A 20,628-nucleotide genomic window follows, 5' to 3' on the forward strand; every position below is an offset into this window, starting at 1 on the left:
CACGTCAAAGCCGCCAGAACGGTTTCAGCCCCTCCTCCCGCGCCTGCTCTCGGCTCAGCCCAACGTCATGCAACTGTTCGGGTGTAAGTTCCAGCAAGGCCTTGCGTGTATGCAGACGATGCCAGAACAGGCCCCAGCGACCGAGGCCGGACGGTGCATTGCGCAATGTCGCGCTGCGCAGCCCTTTCTCTTGCCCTGCCGCCAGTTCCTGACTGTGTAACGTCAGCCGCACATCGCTCAAGCCGTTCATTTTGATCGCTCCTGTTTACTTGGGTAGCCAGAGGTTTCATGATGCGCGGACGGCAAAAAGCAATACAGATTCAACCTAATTCTTTTATAAGCATACAGATTAGGTACTTCGGGTACTGAATCATCATTTTCCAACCCAACTGTATTGGTTGCAGTTGTCCTTCTCATCGGGAGCACACCATGACCCTCTATGTGAACCTCGCCGAACTGCTCGGCACCCGCATCGAACAGGGCTTTTACCGTCCTGGCGACCGGCTGCCTTCTGTACGGGCATTGAGCACGGAGCACGGGGTCAGCTTGAGTACGGTGCAGCAGGCCTATCGCGTGCTGGAAGACAGCGGGCTGGCGATGCCGAGACCCAAGTCAGGTTATTTCGTGCCCGTGAGCCGTGAACTGCCGGACCTGCCGGTGATTGGCCGCCCGGCCCAGCGCCCCGTGGACATTTCCCAATGGGACCAGGTGCTGGAACTGATACGCGCCGTGCCGCGCCCGGACGTGGTGCAACTGGGCCGAGGCATGCCGGATATCCATTCGCCGACCATGAAACCGCTGCTACGCAGCCTGGCGCAGATCAGCCGCCGACAAGACATGCCAGGCCTGTATTACGACAACATCTACGGCAACCTCGCGTTGCGCGAGCAGATCGCCCGGCTGTCGCTGGACTCCGGCTGCCAATTGGGCCCCAATGACCTGATCGTCACCACCGGCTGCCATGAAGCCCTGTCGGTCAGCATCCGCGCCACCTGCGAACAAGGCGATATCGTCGCGGTGGACTCACCCAGCTTTCACGGGGCCATGCAAACCCTCAAGGGCCTGGGCATGAAAGCCCTGGAGATCCCCACCGACCCGCTTACCGGCATCAGCCTGGATGCGCTGGAACTGGCCCTGGAGCAATGGCCTATCAAGGCCATACAGTTGACTCCCAGCTGCAACAACCCATTGGGCTACATCATGCCCGACGCCAATAAACGCGCGCTGCTGAACCTGGCGCAACGCTTCGACGTGGCGATTATTGAAGATGATGTGTATGGGGAATTGGCCTACACCTACCCTCGCCCACGCACCATCAAGTCGTTCGATGAAGACGGCCGCGTCTTACTCTGCAGTTCGTTTTCCAAGACCCTGGCGCCTGGCCTGCGCATTGGTTGGGTCGCGCCAGGCCGGTATCTGGAGCGGGTGCTGCACATGAAATACATCAGCACCGGCTCTACCGCGCCACAGCCGCAGATCGCCATTGCCGAGTTTCTCAAGGGCGGGCACTTCGAACCCCATTTACGGCGGATGCGCACGCAATACCAGCGCAATCGCGACGCAATGATTGACTGGGTCAGCCGCTATTTCCCAGCGGGTACCCGTGCCAGCCGCCCGCGGGGCAGCTTCATGCTGTGGGTGGAACTGCCCGACGGCTTCGATACGCTGAAGCTCAATCGAGTCCTGCTGGACCAAGGCGTACAGGTCGCTGTCGGCAGCATCTTTTCGGCATCGGGCAAGTACCGCAACTGCCTGCGGATGAACTACGCTGCCAAGCCAACGGCCCAGATCGAAGAGGCTGTGCGCAAGGTCGGAGCGGCCGCCATCGCACTGTTGAACGAAACCCAGCGCGATGTCGTCTGAACGTTAACCAGGGAAGCAGCACCCAACAGCCGATCCCCACCAACAAGCGGAACGATCCTACGTGAGATCCAGACCGATCCTGCCTGCGTTGCTGTTAGTCGCCTCACTGCTGAGCGGCTGCGCCGGTCTTGATGTCACCCGTGAGCCCTCCCAGGCCTTGCCCGCCGCCGAATCCTCGTTCGGCCGCTCGGTCCAAGCCCAGGCCGCGCCCCACGAAGGACGCTCAGGCTTTCGGCTGCTATCGGACAGCACCGAGGCCTTTACCGCCCGAGCCGAGCTGATTCGCAACGCCCAAGGCAGCCTGGACTTGCAGTACTACATCGTCCACGACGGCATCAGTACGCGAATGCTGGTGGATGAATTGCTCAAGGCCGCCGACCGCGGCGTGCGCGTGCGGATCCTGCTGGACGACACCACCAGCGATGGCCTCGACCAGGTCATCGCGACCCTTGCCGCTCACCCACAGATCCAGATCCGCCTGTTCAATCCGCTGCACCTCGGACGCGCTACCGGCGTGACCCGTGGCCTCGGGCGCCTGTTCAACCTGTCGCTGCAACACCGGCGGATGCACAACAAGCTTTGGCTGGCCGACAACAGCATGGCCATCGTTGGCGGCCGCAACCTGGGCGATGAGTATTTCGACGCCGAACCCAACCTGAACTTCACCGACATCGACCTGCTCGGCGTCGGCCCGGTGGCCGAACAATTGGGCCACAGTTTCGACCAGTACTGGAACAGCGCCCTGAGCAAACCCATCGAACAGTTCCTGTCCCATCGCCCCACGCCCAAGGACCTGGCCAACAGTCGGCTGCGCCTGCAAGAGTCGCTGGAGCAGACCCACAAGGAAAACCACGCGCTTTACCAGCAATTGACTGCCTACAAGACCCAACCGCGCCTGGATACGTGGCGCGACCAGTTGATCTGGGCCTGGAACCAGGCGCTGTGGGACGCGCCCAGTAAAGTGCTGGCCAAGGGTGAACCGGACCCGCAGCTATTGCTGACCACCCAACTGGCCCCCGAACTGACGGGCGTCCGCAAAGAACTGATCATGATTTCCGCCTACTTCGTCCCCGGCCAGCCAGGCTTGGTGTACTTGACCAGTCGCGCAGACGCCGGTGTGTCGGTGAGCCTGCTGACCAATTCCCTGGAAGCCACCGACGTGCCCGCCGTGCACGGCGGCTACGCGCCGTACCGCAAGGCCCTGCTGCAACATGGCGTGCGCCTGTTCGAGTTGCGACGGCAACCGGGCGACACCGGCGGCAGCGCTCACTTGTTCTACAGCAAGTCCTACGGCGAATCGGACTCCAGCCTGCACAGCAAGGCGATCATCTTCGACCAGCAGAAATCCTTCATTGGCTCGTTCAATTTTGACCCGCGTTCGGTGCTATGGAACACCGAAGTCGGCGTGCTGGTGGACAGCCCTGAACTCGCCGGACAAGTCCGTGAGCTGGCCTTGCAAGGCATGGCGCCGGCCTTGAGCTACCAGGCGAGGCTGGAAGATGGAACGCTTGTGTGGACCACCGAAGATAACGGCCAGACCCACGACCTGGCCCGAGAACCGGGCAGTTGGTGGCGCCGGTTCAATGCCTGGTTCAGCACGACGATCGGACTGGAGCGGATGCTTTAGAGGCGGACAGGTCGCTTTTGTGGCAGACCTTTTGTGGACAGCCTGCCTTGTGGCAGACCGCTTTTGTGGCGAGGGAGCTTGCTCCCGCTGGACTGCGAAGCAGTCCCGGCTTTGCGGTTGCCGCGCAACCGAGCGGGAGCAAGCTCCCTCGCCACAAAAGCCCCCTTGCTACAGGGTTTCGGGTGTTCAAGCGGGCTGGGGGCTCCCAAACGCCCCCTGGCGAACCAGCAGGATCACCAGCCCGAACGCCCCGGCCGCCATGAACAAAGGCAGCGCATGGCCGCTGATCCATTGGCTGCCCGCCCCCGCCACCAGTGGGCCGACCAGGCAACCGAGCCCCCACAATTGTGCGACATGGGCGTTGGCCCTTACCAGCGCATCGTCGCGGTAACGCTCGCCGATCAGGATCAGCGACAACGTGAACAAACCGCCCGCGCTGGCGCCGAACAGCACCCACAGCGGCCAGATCAGCAGGGTATCGATCAGCAGCGGAACCGCCAGGCTCGATAACATCAATGCCACCGCACATCCCGTCAACAGAGCCCGGCGAGACACACGATCGGCCAGGGCACCGATGGGCAACTGCAGCAAGGCATCGCCGACCACCACGGTGCTGACCATCGCCAGCGCGATGTCAGCCGTGAAGCCCTGGCGCAGGCAATACACGGGCAGCAAGGTGAGGATCATCGCCTCGAACGCAGCGAACAACGAGACCGCCCAGGCAATCGCTGGCAAGCCGCGGCAGAACGCCCATAAATCACTGAACGTGACGTTGCCGGCCTCACTGCTGGGTGCACCGCTACGGCCCAGCAGCAACAAGGGTGCGATCAACAACAGCCCAACGCCCACCCAAAACCCGTAGTCATGATCGGTCCCCAGGGCGCCCAGCAGCAGCGGGCCAGACAACTGGCTCAGGGCGTAGCTACTGCCGTATAGCGCCACCAGCCGTCCACGCCATTTTTCAATGACCAACTGATTGATCCAGCTTTCACCCAGAATGAACACCAAGGTCAGAACCACGCCGATCATCAGGCGCAACAGCAACCAGACTGTATAACTGGGCAGCAGCGCCAAGAGCCCGATGGACACTGCCCCACCCCATAGGCACAGGCGCATCAACGCCGCCGTGCCGAACCGCGCCGCCAGACGGCTCGACACCTTGGCCCCAAGCAACACCCCCACGGCCGGCATCGCAGCCATCACGCCAATGGCGAACGAGCCATAACCCCAGCCCTCCAGGCGCAGCGATACCAGCGGCATGCTCACGCCCAGGGCCAGGCCGACGCTCAGGACAGACGCCAACACGGCGAAATAGGTTGCCCAACGCATTTCCACGCTCCTGTGGACAGTGATGTTTCAAGCCCTACGCAAAACAAATGTGGGAGCGAGCCTGCTCGCGATGACGGAGCAACATTCAACAAAGTCGTCGACTGTCATACCGCTATCGCGAGCAGGCTCGCTCCCACAGGGGATCTGTTTCGACCGCCAATCTTCCGCTCATTCTCAGCCAATGTGGGAGCGGGCTTGCTCGCGAAGGCGGAGTGCCAGTCAACTTAGCTGCTGAATGTTAAACCGCTTTCGCGAGCAAGCCCGCTCCCACAAACGAATCAGCACGGCATGGAGCCCCGGACAGGGTCCGGGGCCGCCCGTGTCAGAGCTTGATCCAGGTCGACTTCAGCTCGGTGTATTTGTCGAACGCATGCAGCGACTTGTCGCGACCATTGCCCGACTGCTTGAAGCCACCGAACGGTGCGGTCATGTCGCCGCCGTCGTACTGGTTGACCCATACGCTGCCGGCGCGCAGGGCCTTGGCGGTCAGGTGAGCCTTGGAGATGTCTTTGGTCCATACCGCTGCAGCCAGGCCATACGGCGTGTCGTTGGCGATTTCAATGGCCTGCTCGGCGGTGTCGAAAGCGATGACCGACAACACCGGGCCGAAAATCTCTTCCTGAGCGATCTTCATGGCATTGCTCACGCCGTCAAAAATCGTCGGCTCGACATAAGTGCCGCCGGTTTCTTCAAGGATGCGCTTGCCACCGGCCACCAGTTTGGCGCCGTCGCTGTGACCGGCCTCGATGTAGGACAACACCGTGTTCATCTGCTGGGTATCCACCAGGGCGCCAACGTTGGTCGCCGGATCCAGGGGGTTGCCCGGCTTCCAGCCCTTAAGGGCTTCGATCACCAGCGGCAGGAACGTGTCCTTGATGGAACGCTCCACCAACAGCCGCGAGCCGGCGGTGCAGACTTCGCCCTGGTTGAAGGCGATGGCGCTGGCAGCGGACTCGGCCGCGGCCTGCAGGTCCGGAGCATCGGCGAACACGATGTTCGGGCTCTTGCCGCCGGCTTCCAGCCAGATGCGCTTCATGTTGGATTCACCGGAATAGATCATCAATTGCTTGGCGATCTTGGTCGAGCCAGTGAACACCAGCGTATCGACGTCCATATGCAGGGCCAGGGCCTTGCCGACGGTGTGGCCGTAGCCTGGCAGCACGTTCAGCACGCCTTTCGGAATGCCGGCCTCGATCGCCAGCGCGGCGATGCGGATGGCGGTCAGCGGGGACTTTTCCGACGGCTTGAGCACCACCGAGTTACCGGTGGACAACGCCGGACCGAGCTTCCAGCAGGCCATCATCAGCGGGAAGTTCCACGGCACGATCGCGCCCACGACACCCACCGGCTCACGGGTCACCAGGCCCAATTGATCGTGCGGCGTGGCGGCCACTTCGTCGTAGAGCTTGTCGATGGCTTCACCGCTCCAGCTCAACGCTTGGGCCGCGCCGGGCACGTCGATGTTCAGCGAGTCGCTGATCGGCTTGCCCATGTCGAGGGTTTCAAGCAGGGCCAGCTCTTCGGCATGCTGCTTGAGCAGGCCGGCGAAACGAATCATGGTGGTTTTGCGCTTGCTTGGCGCCAGGCGCGACCAGACGCCGGAGTTGAAAGTGGCGCGGGCATTCTCGACGGCACGCTGGGCGTCGGCCACGTCGCAGCTGGCGATCTTGCCCAGCAGGCGGCCATCGACCGGGCTGAGGCAATCGAAGGTTTCGCCGGACACCGCATCGGTGTACTCACCGTTGATGAAGGCGCGGCCTTCGATTTTCAGGTCGCGGGCGCGTTGTTCCCAATCGGCACGAGTCAGGGTGGTCATGCGTGTGTCCTCCTCTTATTGAGTACGAACGCCGCGCAATGCGCAGCGCTCAAAAGAATTCTGCCCGGCCAGCCTGCTTTCGGCGCTGTTCGGCGCTGTAATTGGTACGGGGCACCCGCCACCCTAAACCAGCGGCTGGTCATGTTTCAATATATTTGACACAACGGTGGCAAACGGCCTTGCGATGTTCGTTTTAATAAACATAGACTCGAGGCCTTTCCAAGCGATCACTGGGGATCACCCGCATGAGCATTCAGGACATCGTCGACTTCAGCCAGGCCAATACCACCGCCGAACGTTATCGCCCGGACCCGGCCAAGGTGTTCAAGGGCGATCCCGAGCAAGCCGTGTTCAACCACTACAGCAGCCCCTGTGGGCAAATGAACGCTGGCGTGTGGGAAGGCGCCATTGGCCAGTGGACGGTCAACTACACCGAGCATGAATACTGCGAGATCGTCCAGGGCGTTTCCGTGCTGCGGGACAATGACGGCAACGCCAAGACCCTGCGGGCCGGCGACCGCTTCGTGATTCCGGCCGGGTTCAAGGGCACCTGGGAAGTGCTGGAGCCGTGCCGCAAGATCTATGTGGTGTTTGAACAGGCCAAGACCGCGCCGTAAAAGACCGTGACACTTAATCATTGGTCAATCGCCACGGTGACGATTAAAACCTGCCATAGGCACCGCGCAATTTATCGTCGCAGCGGGACGCGCAGGATGCGCGACCAACCCAACCGGTGAGTGCCTTTTCTTTTTAACGATCAGCAAGGAAGCTAGAAATGCCGAATCAAAACGACACCGTTGTCGTGCCGATGCCAGACGACCAGTGCGATATCGCTATCGCCCAGTACACCATTGGCCAAAAATACACCCGCGAGCTGCGTGAAGAAGTTCGCGCGCTGGCCAACGGGCCCCAGGTTCGCCCCGCAGGCCCGAAACACCCTATAACCTACGATCTGCGCCCGCGACGCATCAACCTTGTAACGGATGTCGACGGAATCATCGTCGGCATTAAATGCGGTTGATCCACAGGACCAAAACACAACAAAAAAGGCCCGTATCTCGCGATACGGGCCTTTTTCGTAAGAAGGGAAAAATCAATTACTTGATTTTGCCTTCCTTGTAGATCACGTGCTTGCGAACAACCGGATCATATTTCTTGATCTCGATTTTGTCCGGGGTAGTACGCTTGTTCTTGTCGGTAGTGTAGAAGTGACCAGTACCGGCGCTCGAGATCAAACGAATCAATTCACGCATGATTAGCTCCCTTAAACCTTGCCATCGCGACGAAGTTCGGCCAGCACGACACTGATGCCACGCTTGTCGATGATGCGCATGCCTTTGGCAGATACGCGCAGACGCACAAAACGTTTCTCTTCTTCAACCCAGAAGCGGTGATGCTGCAGGTTCGGCAGGAAACGACGACGGGTTTTGTTGTTTGCGTGGGAAATGTTATTCCCAGTCACCGGACCCTTACCGGTAACTTGACAGACTCTCGACATGCCTCAGCCCTCTAAAACCACATGCCCAACCCGGCATGGGTTGGCCGCTTAATCTCTCAGTCATTTGGCGCCAGGCGCCGCGTTTCTTTAAGGGTCTTACCGGCTACACCTACAGTGAAGGAACCGGGCCCCTAGAAAAGAGCGCTGCTTTATACCAGAAAGACCACAGTGCAACAACAGCCGATGTGATTTGTCTTCCTGGAGAATCATCGGCCAACCGCCCGGGACGGCGGGGACAGAGGCTGGCGCGACCCCTTACCGCTCGTCGCTGCACGCAGGTTTTTTTCACATACGACAGGTTTTGGCCACCCAAACGTCGCCGCAGCGTGCCGGAAAATGCAAAAAGGGGATAGTCATTTGGCAGCGAGCCCACTAGGGTAGGCCTTTTCCAGACTGCACTCGCAGATGGGCCTTCGACTTGCACAGGAAACCGACCATGCGCCTCGCTGCCCTACCGTTGTTGCTCGCCCCTCTGCTGATCACCCCGCAGGTATTCGCCGCCGCCCTGAGCGTCTGCACCGAAGCTAGCCCGGAAGGGTTCGATGTCGTCCAGTACAACTCCCTGACCACCACCAATGCCTCCGCCGACGTGCTGATGAACCGCCTGGTGGATTTCGACACCGCCAGCGGCAAAGTAGTCCCCAGCCTGGCCGAGCGCTGGGAAGTCTCCACCGATGGCCTGACCTACGTGTTCAAGCTGCGGCCGCAGGTCAAGTTCCACCGCACCGATTACTTCACGCCGCGCCGCGACCTGACCGCCGAGGACGTGAAGTTCAGCTTCGAACGCATGCTCGATCCGGCGAACCCGTGGCACAAGGTCGCGCAAAGCGGCTTCCCCCACGCCCAGTCCATGCAGTTGCCGGCGCTGATCAAGAAAATCGACGCCCTGGATCCGCTGACCGTGCGCTTCACCCTCGATCACGCCGACTCGACGTTCCTGGCGACGTTGAGCATGGGTTTTGCCTCCATCTATTCGGCCGAATACGCCGACCAGTTGATGCAGGCCGGCACGCCGGAAAAACTCAACAGCCAGCCGGTCGGCACCGGCCCGTTCATTTTCAGCCGATTCCAGAAGGACGCCTCGATTCGCTATAAGGCCAACGACGCCTATTTCGGCGGCAAGCCCCAGGTGGATCCGTTGATCTTCGCCATCACGCCGGACGCCAACGTGCGCCTGCAGAAACTGCGCCGCAACGAATGCCAGATCGCCCTGTCGCCCAAGCCGCTGGATGTGCAGGCCGCCCGGCAGGAATCGACCCTGAGCGTGGCCCAGACCGAGGCCTTCATGACCGCGTTCCTGGCGATCAACAGCCAGCATCCGCCCCTGGACAAACCTGAGGTGCGGCAAGCCATCAACCTGGCCTTCGACAAGGCCAGCTACCTCAAGACCGTCTTCGAAGGCACCGCCGAAGCCGCCAGCGGCCCTTACCCACCGAACACCTGGAGCTATGCCAAGCACTTGCCGGGCTATGCCCACGACCCGGCCAAGGCCCGCGACTTGCTGGCCAAGGCCGGCTTGAAGGAAGGCTTCAAGACCACCATCTGGACGCGCCCTTCCGGCAGCCTGCTCAATCCCAACCCAAGCCTTGGCGCACAGCTGCTGCAATCGGACCTGGCGGAAGTCGGCATCCAGGCGGAAATCCGCGTGATCGAATGGGGCGAACTGATCCGCCGCGCCAAGGCCGGCGAGCATGACCTGCTGTTCATGGGCTGGGCCGGCGACAACGGCGACCCGGACAACTTCCTCACGCCGCAGTTTTCCTGCGCGGCGGTGAAGTCCGGGACCAACTTCGCCCGTTATTGCAACCCGGACCTGGACAAACTGATCAGCGCCGGCAAGACCACCGGCGAACAAGGCGTGCGCGCCAAGCTCTACGAACAGGCCCAGGCCCAGATCCAGCAGCAGGCCCTGTGGCTGCCCCTGGCCCACCCCACTGCCTTCGCGCTTACCCGCAAGGATGTGCAGGGTTATGGGGTGAGCCCGTTTGGGCGGCAGGACTACTCCAAGGTCAGCCTCAAGTAACCCCAGCCCACGGACATTTGAAGTTGCAATGGTCCCTGTGGGAGCTTGCTCGCGATAGCGGCGCATCAGACACATCAATGCTGGCTGACCGACCGCTATCGCGAGCAAGCTCGCTCCCACAAAGGGCCTCGCTTCGTCAGACCCGGCCTACATCCACCCCCGCTCCGCCATCGACAACGGTTCCCCATCGCCAACGATGAAATGGTCGAGCACCCGCACATCGATCAACTCCAGGGCCTCCTGGAGCCGCTCAGTGAGCACACGGTCGGCCTGGCTGGGCTCGGCGTTGCCGGAGGGGTGGTTGTGGCACAGGATCAACGCAGCGGCGTTATGGGCCAGGGCGCGCTTGACCACCTGCCGGGGATGGACACTGGCGCTGTCGATAGAACCGCGAAACAGCGCCTCGAAGGTCAGCACCTGGTGCTTGGAGTTGAGAAACAGGCAACCGAACACCTCGTGGGGTTCGTGGCGCAGCATGGACTTGAGGTATTCACGCACCGCGAATGGGCTTTCCAGTGATGTCTTTTCCCGTGCCCGCTCAGCCAAGTGCCGCCGACTCATTTCCTGGGCCGCCTGCAACTGGGCAAACTTCGCCGGCCCGAGCCCCATATGATTGCTGAATGTAATCTGATCGGCTTCAAGCAGCGCGCGCAGGCTGCCAAATTGAATCAACAGTTGTCGCGCCAGATCCACCGCGCTTTTGCCTGACACCCCGGTGCGTAAAAAAATCGCCAGCAGCTCGGCGTCCGAAAGACTCCCCGCCCCCAGCGCCAATAACCTCTCCCGCGGTCGCTCGGCCGCGGGCCAGTCACGAATACTCATGGCATCTCCCTGATTGTGGGCGCCGCTGTTCCGTAGCGGTCGCTGTGATATCGTAGCCCATCTTTTTTGCAGGCGATTTGCACCCTGGCAGGCTGCTGCCAAGGGGTTCGCCTTGCACTGACCACTGAAATCGAAAGGCAGGCCTATGCAGCGGCTGTATCGGAAACGCATCGTTCTGGGCGTCGGCGGCGGCATTGCCGCCTACAAGAGCGCCGAGCTGGTTCGCCGACTCATCGACCAGGGCGCGGAAGTACGGGTCGTCATGACCCGTGGCGGCAGCGAGTTCATCACCCCGCTGACCATGCAAGCCCTGTCCGGCCACCCGGTCCACCTGGATTTGCTCGACCCGGCGGCCGAAGCCGCCATGGGCCATATCGAACTGGCCAAGTGGGCCGACCTGGTGCTGATCGCCCCGGCCACGGCCGACCTGATCGCCCGTTTGGCCCAAGGCATCGCCGACGACCTGCTGACCACCCTGGTGCTTGCCACCGACGCCGTGGTCGCCGTCGCCCCCGCCATGAACCAGGCCATGTGGCGCGATCCGGCCACCCAGGCCAACCTGCAATTGCTGGAAAGCCGCGCCCTGAAAGTCTTCGGCCCAGCCTCCGGCAGCCAGGCCTGCGGCGACGTCGGCATGGGGCGCATGCTTGAGGCTACCGACCTGGCCCAGTGCGCCGCCGATTGCTTCCAGCGCCAGGCCCTGACCGGCAAGCATGTGCTGATCACTGCCGGGCCGACCCAGGAAAACATCGACCCGGTGCGCTACATCACCAACCACAGCTCCGGAAAAATGGGCTTCGCCCTGGCCGAAGCCGCCGTCGAAGCCGGCGCCCGGGTGACGCTGATCACAGGTCCGGTGCACCTGCCGACCCCGGACCGAGTCACGCGCATCGACGTGGTCAGCGCCCGGGACATGCTCGCGGCCTGCGAAGCGGCCATCCCCTGCGACCTGTTCATCGCCTCGGCTGCGGTAGCGGACTACCGCCCCGAAGTCGTTGCCCCGCAAAAATTGAAGAAAGACCCTACAAGCGGCGACGGCCTGCTCCTGCAAATGGTGCGCAACCCGGACATCCTGGCCAGCATCGCCACCCGCCCCGACCGACCGTTCAGTGTCGGCTTCGCCGCCGAGACCGAACATCTGCTCGATTACGCCGCCCGCAAGCTCAAGGACAAGAACCTCGACTTGATCGTCGCCAACGATGTGGCCAACCCGAGCATCGGCTTCAACAGCGAAGAAAACGCCTGCAGCGTGATCGACCGCCAGTTGCACGCCACACTTTTCGCCCAGACCAGCAAGAGCAAGATTGCCCGCCAGCTGATCACTTTCATCGCCGAACGTCTGAACCAGGTTTAATGTCATGCACGCTCTACAAGCCAAGATCCTCGACCCACGCATCGGCAGCGAATTCCCGCTGCCGCAATACGCCACACCAGGCTCCGCCGGCCTCGACCTGCGGGCGATGCTCAAGCAGGACACGATCCTGGAGCCAGGCCAGACCCTACTGATTCCTACCGGCCTGTCGGTGTACATCGGCGACCCAGGCCTGGCCGCGCTGATCCTGCCGCGCTCGGGCCTGGGGCACAAACACGGCATCGTGCTGGGCAACCTGGTGGGCCTGATCGATTCCGACTACCAGGGCGAACTGATGGTGTCGTGCTGGAACCGCGGCCAAACGGCCTTCAATATTGCCGTGGGCGAGCGCATCGCGCAGTTGGTACTGGTGCCGGTGGTCCAGGCCCACTTCGAACTGGTCGACGAATTCGACGAGAGCCAGCGCGGCGCCGGTGGTTTTGGACATTCCGGCAGCCATTGACCGCTCGATTGCGGGCCCGGCGTCCTGCCCGGCCCGTTCATGAAGCTTCTGTTTCAGGACAAAAAATGCGCAATGGCTTTCTGCTAGGTTTCCCATCCGGAATCAATGTATTAGGCGAGCGAGGCCGGGGTACCGCTGTCTCATGGCACTTTCCCACCACGAACTCTCTGTCAAAAACGCCGTCATACCCTTCAGCTTGAGCCTGCCGACACCCAGTGTCGGCCTGTCCAGTCACTTTCCTGATAGAGCGCCCCGCCCATGAACACCCCAGCCGCAATCGCCCCGATCTTCCCTGAAAGCATTTTCCGCGCCTACGACATCCGTGGCGTGGTACCGGAAACCCTCACCGCCGAAACCGCCTACTGGATCGGCCGCGCCATTGGCTCCCAGAGCCTGGCCCAGGGCGAACCGAACGTGTGCGTCGGCCGTGACGGCCGCTTGTCGGGCCCCGAGCTGGTTGAGCAATTGATCAAAGGCGTTGCCGACAGCGGCTGCCACGTCAGCGACGTGGGACTGGTGCCGACCCCCGCGCTGTACTACGCCGCCAACGTGTTGGCCGGTAAATCCGGGGTGATGCTCACCGGTAGCCACAACCCGTCGAACTACAACGGCTTCAAGATCGTCATCGCCGGCGACACCCTCGCCAACGAGCAGATCCAGGCCCTGCATACCCGCCTCAAGACCAACGACCTGAGCAGTGGCCAGGGCAGCGTGACCAAGGTCGATATCCTTCCTCGCTACAACGACGAGATCGTCAAGGACGTGAAGCTCGCCCGCCGCCTGAAAGTGGTAGTCGATTGCGGCAACGGCGCGGCCGGCGTGATCGCCCCGCAACTGATCGAAGCCCTGAACTGCGAAGTCATCCCACTGTTCTGCGATGTGGACGGCAACTTCCCTAACCACCACCCGGACCCGGGCAAGCTGGAAAACCTCGAAGACCTGATCGCCAAGGTCAAGGAAACCAACGCCGACCTGGGCCTGGCCTTCGACGGCGACGGCGACCGCGTGGGCGTGGTGACCAATACCGGCAGCGTGGTGTTCCCGGACCGCCTGCTGATGCTGTTTGCCAAGGACGTGGTGGCGCGCAACCCCGATGCCGAGATCATTTTCGACGTGAAATGCACCCGTCGCCTGGTGCCGCTGATCAAGGAATATGGCGGCCGCCCGCTCATGTGGAAAACCGGTCACTCGTTGATCAAGAAGAAAATGAAACAGAGCGGCGCCCTGCTGGCCGGCGAAATGAGCGGCCACATCTTTTTCAAGGAACGCTGGTTCGGTTTTGATGATGGCATCTACAGCGCCGCGCGCCTGCTGGAGATCCTCAGCAAGGAAAAATCCACGGCCGAAGAACTGTTCGCGACCTTCCCGAACGATATTTCTACGCCAGAAATCAATATCCATGTGACCGAAGAGAGCAAATTCAGCATCATTGATGCTCTGCACGACGCCCAGTGGGGCGAAGGCGCCGAACTGACCACCATCGACGGTGTGCGGGTCGACTACCCACAAGGCTGGGGCCTGGTCCGCGCCTCCAACACCACACCGGTGCTGGTGCTGCGTTTCGAAGCCGACAACGAGGCGGAACTGCAGCGCATCAAGGACGTATTCCACGCCCAACTCAAACGTGTTGCACCTGATCTCCAACTACCGTTTTGATTTTTTGAAGCACTACCGGAGCCCTGAATGACCCTCGAACGCGAAGCCGCCGCCAACACCGCCAAGGTCCTGTCCGAAGCGTTGCCTTATATCCGACGCTACGTCGGCAAGACCCTGGTGATCAAATACGGCGGCAACGCGATGGAAAGCGAGGAGCTCAAGACCGGCTTCGCCCGCGACATCGTGCTGATGAAGGCCGTGGGCATCAACCCGGTGGTCGTACACGGTGGTGGCCCGCAGATCGGCGACCTGCTCAAGCGCCTGTCGATCGAGAGTCACTTCATCGACGGCATGCGCGTGACCGATGCACAGACCATGGATGTGGTGGAGATGGTCCTGGGCGGCCAGGTCAACAAGGACATCGTCAACTTGATCAACCGCCATGGCGGCAGCGCCATCGGCCTGACGGGCAAGGACGCCGAGCTGATCCGGGCGAAGAAACTCACCGTCACCCGCCAGACCCCGGAGATGACCCAGCCGGAAATCATCGACATCGGTCATGTGGGCGAAGTAGTCGGCATCAACACCGACCTGCTGAACCTGCTGGTCAAGGGCGACTTCATCCCGGTCATCGCGCCCATCGGCGTGGGCGCCAACGGTGAGTCGTACAACATCAACGCCGATTTGGTGGCAGGCAAGGTTGCCGAGGCACTGAAAGCTGAAAAGCTGATGCTGCTGACCAACATCGCCGGCCTGATGGACAAGTCGGGCAAGGTCCTGACCGGACTGTCGACCCAGCAGGTCGATGACCTCATCGCCGACGGCACCATCTACGGCGGCATGCTGCCGAAGATTCGTTGCGCGCTGGAAGCGGTACAGGGCGGCGTCGGCAGCTCGCTGATCATCGACGGCCGGGTGCCCAATGCGATCCTGCTGGAGATCTTCACCGATACCGGCGTGGGTACGTTGATCAGCAATCGCAAGCGTCCCTGATAGCTGACACACCAAAATCGCGATCCTTGGCAGTTTTCAAAGTGGATTCAAAACATGAAGTCCATTTTGCACTGGCAGGGCTCGCGTTTTTTTTCGCGAGCAAGAAGACATCAAGCTTACCCTGTCTTGATTTTCAGCGATGATGCCATTTCAACAAACGCTGAAACCACCCATTTTGCTGAAATACGTGGACTACTTTCACTGAAATGGGTAATTTCAGCATTCGTTGAAAAGGTCTCTGTCAATGAAAATGCTCACAATAAACGCGAAAGAGGCGCTTCAAGACCTCCTAGGCAAAGTACCGGTCATCGAGATAAAAAGCGTGAAGATCTCGCTGCCAGCCAAAACCTGGGCCCCTGATCTCATCGTTGAAATAGACGCTTCGGGAAAATCGCACTTCCTGGCCTGCGACATCAAAGCCAACGGACAGCCCCGATTTGTTACCGCAGCCATACTCCAACTTCGCGACTACGTCAGTGAAAGGAGTACAGAGATCACGCCTATCGTGATAGCCCCCTACCTTTCGCTTGCTGCGAGACAGGCATGCCGGGAAAAAGGCGTGGGTTATCTGGATCTGGAGGGCAATGCCTGGCTGTCGTTCGATGGTGTATTCATCGACCACCAAGTCGCAGAAAAGCCGCCCTCGGAAAACAGAGGGCTGAAATCTCTCTTCAAGCCGAAGTCAGCACAGATCCTTCGTACGATGTTGCGCGAGCCCGATCATGCATGGCGTGTGATAGAACTCTCCGAGGCAGCCAATGTGAGCTTGGGTCAAGTCAGCAATGTGCGCACGGCCCTACTTGATCGCGAATGGGGACAAGCAACACGCGATGGATTTTTCCTGTGCGATCCTCAATCGCTTCTGGATGCATGGGTCCAAGCCTATGAGGCTCCATCCGGGGAGCGTAAAAAATTCTATACCGCCTTACACGGCAGCTCCCTGGAGAATGCGGCACGCAGCGTAATCGGCGAAAAAGGCTATGGACGCACGGTATTTTCCTCGTTTTCCGCCGCACAATGGCTCGCCCCCTACGCCCGAGTCAGCACGAATTATTTTTACGCCGACAGTGAAGGCCTGGAAAAATTAATCACAGCTCTGCAACTGGTCCCCGTCACCAAGGGTGAAAATGTGGTGATTACCCTCCCTAAGGACGAAGGGCTCCTTTTGGACGTCGTCGAAGCGGCGCCCGATGCGATATGCACCAGCCCCGTTCAAACCTATTTGGACCTATCCATTGCTGGCGAGCGCGCAAAGGAAGCGGCCGAATATCTACGCCAGGAAAAACTGGCATGGCCCCGGTAGTACCGCAGGAACCTCAATCGGCCTCGGATTATGAAGACAGGACGACGGTGGCAGTTAAAGCAGTACTCGTCGAAATGGGTCAGATCCTGGGTAGCTTCAAAGGAAAGTTCGCAGTGATTGGCGGTGCAGTGCCATGGCTGCTCCTTGCAAATGACGATATGCAGCATGTCGGTACACTCGATGTCGACTTGAGCCTTGATGCAGAAGCACTGGGTGATGGCGAGTACGCGACTCTGGTCGAAGCCTTGATGGGCAATGGGTACGAGCAGAGAGGAGAGTTACGACGCTTTCAACTCGTTCGCCAGGTTCCCGTGGACGACGGGGGAGCCCCGATAGATGTGATCGTGGATTTCTTGATGCCACGCGATGCTGCGATCATTCAAAACAAACCGCCTATTCTGAGCGACTTTGCAGTTCAACGTGCCGACGGTGCCGACCTGGCAATGCGGTTTTATCAGATGGTCGCAATTGAAGGACCTATGCCTACCGGCGGTACAAATCGAGTCGAGGTTGCCGTGTGCTCTATCCCGGCACTGCTCGCAATGAAAGGCTATGCCCTTAATGGACGACACAAGCAGAAAGACGCCTACGACATTTACTATTGCGTTCGCAATTTTCCGGGCGGCATAGCAGCGCTCGCGCAGGAATGCCGCCCCGTACTTGAAACCGGAAGTGGCGAGCAAGGCTTTCTGTACATCTGCCAGAAATTTGATATTGCCGACGGTTATGGCCCGACGTCCGTAAGGCGTTTCGTCGAAGACAGCCAGATCCTTGAGGATCGGACGCCAGATCAGTGGCAGCAGGATGCTTTCGGGCAAGTGGATGCCTTACTTCGCGCCCTTCATTTACGGGAGTGAACATTCACTGAAAAAAACAAGGCCCTGTTTCCGGGGCCTTGGTTTTTAGACGCCGAACTGGGCGCGGTAGGCTTCCACTGCCGGCAAATGCTGCTTGAGCTGCGGATCATCGGCCAAAAATTCCAGCACTTGGTTCAGCGACACAATGCTGACCACCGGAATGCCGAAATCGCGCTCCACTTCCTGGATCGCCGACAGCTCGCCGTTGCCGCGCTCCTGGCGGTTCAGGGCGATCAGCACACCAGCGGCCTTGGCGCCTTCCTGGGAACCGATGATCTGCATCACTTCGCGAATGGCGGTGCCCGCGGTGATCACGTCGTCGATGATCAATACTTCGCCGGTCAGCGGCGCGCCGACCAGGCTGCCGCCTTCGCCGTGGGCCTTGGCTTCCTTGCGATTGAAGCACCAGGGCAGGTCGCGGCCGTGGTGTTCGGCCAAGGCCACAGCGGTGGTGGCAGCCAGCGGGATGCCTTTGTAGGCCGGGCCAAACAATACGTCGAACGGGATGCCGCTCTCGACGATGGCTGCGGCATAGAAACGGCCCAACTGCGCCAGGGCGGTTCCGCTGTTGAACAGGCCCGCATTGAAGAAGTACGGGCTGGTACGCCCGGACTTGAGGGTGAATTCACCGAAGCGCAAAACGCCGCGATCGATGGCAAAGCGAATGAAATCGCGCTGATACGCCTGCATGAAAAAAGCCTCAAATACCGCGGATTTAGCTAAATAGGTACACGGCGTGTATCATACACGCACGTGATTTTTGGGGCCATTTATGCGGATCATCAGTGTGAACGTCAATGGTATTCAGGCTGCAGTCGAGCGTGGTTTGCTCAGTTGGCTGCAAGCACAGAATGCCGACGTCATCTGCCTGCAGGACACCCGCGCCTCCGCCTTTGAACTGGACGATGCAGCCTTCCAACTGGATGGTTACTTCCTTTATGCCTGCGATGCCGAAGTCCCCGCCCAGGGTGGCGTGGCTTTGTACTCGCGGCTGCAACCGAAGGCTGTCATCAACGGTCTCGGTTTCGAGACGGCGGACCGCTACGGGCGCTACCTGCAAGCCGATTTCGACAAGGTCAGCATCGCGACCTTGCTGCTCCCTTCGGGGCAGAACGGCGATGAAGATTTGAATCAGAAATTCAAGTTGATGGACGACTTCGCCCGTTACCTTGATAAACAGCGGCGCAAACGTCGCGAGTACATTTATTGTGGCTCGCTGTACGTGGCGCAACAGAAGCTGGATATCAAGAACTGGCGCGACAGCCAGCAATCTCCTGGTTTCCTGGCGCCGGAACGGGCCTGGATGGACGAGATCATTGGCAACATGGGTTATGTCGACGCCCTGCGTGAAGTCAGCCGTGAAGGCGACCAGTACAGCTGGTGGCCAGACAACGAGCAGGCCGAGATGCTCAACCTCGGCTGGCGTTTCGACTACCAGCTGCTGACGCCCGGGTTGCGCCGCTTCGTACGCAGCGCCCGCCTGCCGCGCCAGCCACGGTTCTCGCAGCATGCGCCGCTGATCGTGGATTACGATTGGACGCTGACCATCTAAGCGTATCGGCGATAGCCCTCCGGTAGACCGAACAAAAAATGCCCGTATCGCAAGATACGGGCATTTTTCATGGAGCACGCTACCGCCCAGAACATCAAGTCACGGCGAAAAACGGCAGGGCCAGGTACAACTTGATGACGATGACGTTAATGATATCGATGAAGAACGCCCCCACCATCGGCACCACCAGAAACGCTATTTGCGAAGGTCCGTAGCGCTGCGTCACAGCTTGCATGTTGGCGATGGCCGTCGGCGTGGCGCCCAGCCCAAAACCGCAATGTCCCGCCGCCAATACCGCGGCATCGTAGTGACTGCCCATGATCCTGAACGTCACGAAAATCGCAAACAGTGCCATGACCAATGTCTGCGCCGCCAGGATGATGAAGATCGGCAAGGCCAATGAGGCCAGGTCCCATAATTTGAGTGACATCAAGGCAATCGCCAGGAACAACGACAAGCTGACGTTGCCAAGCACGGATACTTCTCGTTCGAATACTTGATACAAGCCAAGTGCCGAAAGCCCGTTGCGCAAGACCACTCCCACGAACAAGACGCAAACGAACGTCGGCAATTCGAATGCAGTACCGTGGAGCTGCCCATTCAAGAGCGTGCCGGCCAACAGGCTGACCGCGATCAAAGCAAGTGTCTCGATAAACGAAAACGCCGTTATCGAGCGCTCTTTGTTTGGCTGCTCGAAGCCCTTGGGCATCCGGGGTTTTTCTGGCTCAAGGCCGCCGGGTGATTGGACACGCTTGATGAGCAACCGCGCAACCGGCCCACCGATCAAGCCACCCAACACCAAGCCAAACGTCGCGGAAGCCATCGCAAGCTCGGAGGCGGAAGCCAGACCGTATTTCTCACTGAACACCGCCCCCCACGCCGCGCCTGTACCGTGACCGCCCGCCAAGGTGACCGAGCCTGTCAGCAACCCGATCAACGGATCGAGCCCCAGCGCTTTTGCGAGCCCGATACCCATCGCATTCTGGACCACCAGCAGGCCGACCACCGCAAGCAGGAAAATTCCCACCACGCGCCCACCCCTTTTCAGGCTGGCGAAATCCGCACTCAGGCCGATCGTGGCAAAAAACGCCAGCATCAACGGTGTTTGCAATGAAGTATCAAATCGAACTTCAACTTCAAGCCCCCGCAGAGCCAAAAGAACCAGGGCGACTACCAACCCGCCCGCAACAGGTTCAGGGATATTGTAGGCACGCAGAAAACCAACACGCTTAACAAGTCCGCGCCCCAACAAAAGCACTAACGAGGCGGCGACAAGCGTTCCATAGAAATCGAGCTGAAGCATGAGTATTATTCTTTTGACATATATTCAGGGGCGAACTTTTTACCTGGACACGCCTCTTGAACAGGTTGATCTACTCAACACTGATTGGCTTTGAATTCAAGGACCTTCAATGGTCTGAATATATCGAAATATTTCTAAAGGAATATAACTTGGGGGCAACTCTATCAACCGGACGCCCCGACTGCCAAGAAGATAAGTAGTGCTGACATTTTGCAGTTGTGACTAAAAATGT

General features: G+C 60.0%; 19 protein-coding genes and 1 pseudogene. 12 read left to right on the forward strand and 8 right to left on the reverse strand.

The annotated features are described in order from the left end of the window. Positions 1–4 precede the first annotated feature (4 nt). Positions 5–250 (reverse strand): DUF1127 domain-containing protein, encoded by a 246-nt coding sequence (locus HU715_RS24660; RefSeq protein ID WP_186706881.1) that lies wholly within the window; start codon positions 248–250, stop codon positions 5–7. Between the two features lie 179 nt (positions 251–429). Between HU715_RS24660 and HU715_RS24665 the strand changes: the two genes are divergently transcribed. Together HU715_RS24665 and HU715_RS24670 are read left to right on the forward strand one after the other, a co-directional pair. Beyond that, positions 430–1,863, forward strand: coding sequence for an aminotransferase-like domain-containing protein (locus HU715_RS24665; protein ID WP_186706882.1), 1,434 nt, complete (start codon positions 430–432; stop codon positions 1,861–1,863). Positions 1,864–1,924: 61 nt separating this feature from the next. Continuing rightward, a complete protein-coding gene (locus HU715_RS24670; RefSeq protein ID WP_186706883.1) occupies positions 1,925–3,490 on the forward strand; it encodes a phospholipase D family protein in 1,566 nt (521 codons plus the stop codon). Between the two features lie 186 nt (positions 3,491–3,676). Here the strand turns inward: HU715_RS24670 and HU715_RS24675 are convergent, their stop codons facing one another. Next, a complete protein-coding gene (locus tag HU715_RS24675; protein WP_186706884.1) occupies positions 3,677–4,819 on the reverse strand; it encodes an MFS transporter in 1,143 nt (380 codons plus the stop codon). A 322-nt stretch (positions 4,820–5,141) separates the two neighbouring features. Then, complete coding sequence (locus HU715_RS24680) at positions 5,142–6,635, reverse strand: aldehyde dehydrogenase (protein ID WP_003206859.1); 1,494 nt, start codon at positions 6,633–6,635, stop codon at positions 5,142–5,144. Positions 6,636–6,880: 245 nt separating this feature from the next. Between HU715_RS24680 and HU715_RS24685 the strand changes: the two genes are divergently transcribed. Both HU715_RS24685 and HU715_RS24690 read left to right on the forward strand, forming a co-directional pair. Then, positions 6,881–7,252: a cupin domain-containing protein gene (locus tag HU715_RS24685; RefSeq protein ID WP_186706885.1), complete on the forward strand. Its 372-nt coding sequence runs from the start codon at positions 6,881–6,883 to the stop codon at positions 7,250–7,252. A gap of 158 nt (positions 7,253–7,410) precedes the next feature. Then, positions 7,411–7,656, forward strand: a complete 246-nt coding sequence (locus tag HU715_RS24690) for an I78 family peptidase inhibitor (protein WP_189656229.1) — start codon at positions 7,411–7,413, stop codon at positions 7,654–7,656. 76 nt (positions 7,657–7,732) lie between these two features. Here the strand turns inward: HU715_RS24690 and rpmG are convergent, their stop codons facing one another. Continuing rightward, positions 7,733–7,888: a 50S ribosomal protein L33 gene (rpmG, locus tag HU715_RS24695; protein WP_003177274.1), complete on the reverse strand. Its 156-nt coding sequence runs from the start codon at positions 7,886–7,888 to the stop codon at positions 7,733–7,735. Between the two features lie 11 nt (positions 7,889–7,899). After that, positions 7,900–8,133 carry a 50S ribosomal protein L28 gene (rpmB, locus tag HU715_RS24700; RefSeq protein WP_003177273.1) on the reverse strand — a complete coding sequence of 78 codons (234 nt, stop codon included), beginning with the start codon at positions 8,131–8,133 and terminating at the stop codon, positions 7,900–7,902. Positions 8,134–8,569: 436 nt separating this feature from the next. Here rpmB and HU715_RS24705 point away from each other — a divergent pair, with 436 nt between their 5' ends. Further along, a complete protein-coding gene (locus HU715_RS24705) occupies positions 8,570–10,156 on the forward strand; it encodes an ABC transporter substrate-binding protein (RefSeq protein WP_186706887.1) in 1,587 nt (528 codons plus the stop codon). Between the two features lie 147 nt (positions 10,157–10,303). Here HU715_RS24705 and radC read toward each other — a convergent pair whose 3' ends face one another. Beyond that, entirely contained in the window at positions 10,304–10,978 is a 675-nt protein-coding gene (gene radC / locus HU715_RS24710; RefSeq protein ID WP_186706888.1) for a RadC family protein, read from the reverse strand. 145 nt (positions 10,979–11,123) lie between these two features. Here radC and coaBC point away from each other — a divergent pair, with 145 nt between their 5' ends. The 6 genes and pseudogenes from coaBC (at position 11,124) to HU715_RS24740 (ending at position 17,541) form a co-directional block, all read left to right on the forward strand. Continuing rightward, positions 11,124–12,332, forward strand: coding sequence for a bifunctional phosphopantothenoylcysteine decarboxylase/phosphopantothenate--cysteine ligase CoaBC (coaBC, locus tag HU715_RS24715; protein WP_003206865.1), 1,209 nt, complete (start codon positions 11,124–11,126; stop codon positions 12,330–12,332). 4 nt (positions 12,333–12,336) lie between these two features. Further along, complete coding sequence (gene dut, locus HU715_RS24720; RefSeq protein ID WP_186706889.1) at positions 12,337–12,792, forward strand: dUTP diphosphatase; 456 nt, start codon at positions 12,337–12,339, stop codon at positions 12,790–12,792. Between the two features lie 252 nt (positions 12,793–13,044). After that, positions 13,045–14,448: pseudogene (locus tag HU715_RS24725) on the forward strand (phosphomannomutase/phosphoglucomutase); the annotation flags it as partial. A gap of 27 nt (positions 14,449–14,475) precedes the next feature. Then, on the forward strand, positions 14,476–15,381 hold the full coding sequence (gene argB, locus HU715_RS24730; RefSeq protein WP_003206871.1) for an acetylglutamate kinase: 906 nt from the start codon (positions 14,476–14,478) through the stop codon (positions 15,379–15,381). 244 nt (positions 15,382–15,625) lie between these two features. Further along, a complete protein-coding gene (locus HU715_RS24735; protein WP_186706891.1) occupies positions 15,626–16,684 on the forward strand; it encodes a type IV toxin-antitoxin system AbiEi family antitoxin in 1,059 nt (352 codons plus the stop codon). Continuing rightward, positions 16,672–17,541, forward strand: coding sequence for a hypothetical protein (locus HU715_RS24740; RefSeq protein ID WP_186706892.1), 870 nt, complete (start codon positions 16,672–16,674; stop codon positions 17,539–17,541). Before HU715_RS24735 ends, HU715_RS24740 begins: the two co-directional genes overlap by 13 nt. A 45-nt stretch (positions 17,542–17,586) precedes the next feature. On the opposite strand, the gene pyrE is transcribed toward HU715_RS24740, so the two are convergent. Beyond that, positions 17,587–18,231, reverse strand: a complete 645-nt coding sequence (gene pyrE / locus HU715_RS24745) for an orotate phosphoribosyltransferase (RefSeq protein WP_186706893.1) — start codon at positions 18,229–18,231, stop codon at positions 17,587–17,589. An 82-nt stretch (positions 18,232–18,313) separates the two neighbouring features. Here pyrE and crc point away from each other — a divergent pair, with 82 nt between their 5' ends. Then, entirely contained in the window at positions 18,314–19,093 is a 780-nt protein-coding gene (crc, locus tag HU715_RS24750; protein ID WP_013694557.1) for a catabolite repression control protein Crc, read from the forward strand. A 94-nt stretch (positions 19,094–19,187) separates the two neighbouring features. On the opposite strand, the gene gltS is transcribed toward crc, so the two are convergent. Then, the gene (gltS, locus tag HU715_RS24755; protein WP_186706894.1) at positions 19,188–20,396 is read right to left on the reverse strand and encodes a sodium/glutamate symporter; all 1,209 of its coding nucleotides are present in this window, start codon (positions 20,394–20,396) and stop codon (positions 19,188–19,190) included. Between the last annotated feature and the right edge of the window lie 232 nt (positions 20,397–20,628).

It is taken from the genome of Pseudomonas zanjanensis (genome assembly GCF_014268745.2).
Lineage (GTDB): Bacteria > Pseudomonadota > Gammaproteobacteria > Pseudomonadales > Pseudomonadaceae > Aquipseudomonas > Aquipseudomonas zanjanensis.

What these genes read in the sequence shown, in the direction of transcription:
- coaBC (WP_003206865.1), top strand. Translation starts at nt 11,124, where the DNA reads ATGCAGCGGCTGTATCGGAAACGCATCGTTCTGGGCGTCGGCGGCGGC.
- HU715_RS24665 (WP_186706882.1), top strand. Translation starts at nt 430, where the DNA reads ATGACCCTCTATGTGAACCTCGCCGAACTGCTCGGCACCCGCATCGAA.
- HU715_RS24740 (WP_186706892.1), top strand. Translation starts at nt 16,672, where the DNA reads ATGGCCCCGGTAGTACCGCAGGAACCTCAATCGGCCTCGGATTATGAA.
- radC (WP_186706888.1), bottom strand. Translation starts at nt 10,978, where the DNA reads ATGAGTATTCGTGACTGGCCCGCGGCCGAGCGACCGCGGGAGAGGTTA.
- HU715_RS24675 (WP_186706884.1), bottom strand. Translation starts at nt 4,819, where the DNA reads ATGCGTTGGGCAACCTATTTCGCCGTGTTGGCGTCTGTCCTGAGCGTC.
- pyrE (WP_186706893.1), bottom strand. Translation starts at nt 18,231, where the DNA reads ATGCAGGCGTATCAGCGCGATTTCATTCGCTTTGCCATCGATCGCGGC.
- HU715_RS24690 (WP_189656229.1), top strand. Translation starts at nt 7,411, where the DNA reads ATGCCGAATCAAAACGACACCGTTGTCGTGCCGATGCCAGACGACCAG.
- HU715_RS24685 (WP_186706885.1), top strand. Translation starts at nt 6,881, where the DNA reads ATGAGCATTCAGGACATCGTCGACTTCAGCCAGGCCAATACCACCGCC.
- HU715_RS24735 (WP_186706891.1), top strand. Translation starts at nt 15,626, where the DNA reads ATGAAAATGCTCACAATAAACGCGAAAGAGGCGCTTCAAGACCTCCTA.
- argB (WP_003206871.1), top strand. Translation starts at nt 14,476, where the DNA reads ATGACCCTCGAACGCGAAGCCGCCGCCAACACCGCCAAGGTCCTGTCC.
- dut (WP_186706889.1), top strand. Translation starts at nt 12,337, where the DNA reads ATGCACGCTCTACAAGCCAAGATCCTCGACCCACGCATCGGCAGCGAA.
- HU715_RS24680 (WP_003206859.1), bottom strand. Translation starts at nt 6,635, where the DNA reads ATGACCACCCTGACTCGTGCCGATTGGGAACAACGCGCCCGCGACCTG.
- HU715_RS24705 (WP_186706887.1), top strand. Translation starts at nt 8,570, where the DNA reads ATGCGCCTCGCTGCCCTACCGTTGTTGCTCGCCCCTCTGCTGATCACC.
- rpmB (WP_003177273.1), bottom strand. Translation starts at nt 8,133, where the DNA reads ATGTCGAGAGTCTGTCAAGTTACCGGTAAGGGTCCGGTGACTGGGAAT.
- rpmG (WP_003177274.1), bottom strand. Translation starts at nt 7,888, where the DNA reads ATGCGTGAATTGATTCGTTTGATCTCGAGCGCCGGTACTGGTCACTTC.
- crc (WP_013694557.1), top strand. Translation starts at nt 18,314, where the DNA reads ATGCGGATCATCAGTGTGAACGTCAATGGTATTCAGGCTGCAGTCGAG.
- gltS (WP_186706894.1), bottom strand. Translation starts at nt 20,396, where the DNA reads ATGCTTCAGCTCGATTTCTATGGAACGCTTGTCGCCGCCTCGTTAGTG.
- HU715_RS24660 (WP_186706881.1), bottom strand. Translation starts at nt 250, where the DNA reads ATGAACGGCTTGAGCGATGTGCGGCTGACGTTACACAGTCAGGAACTG.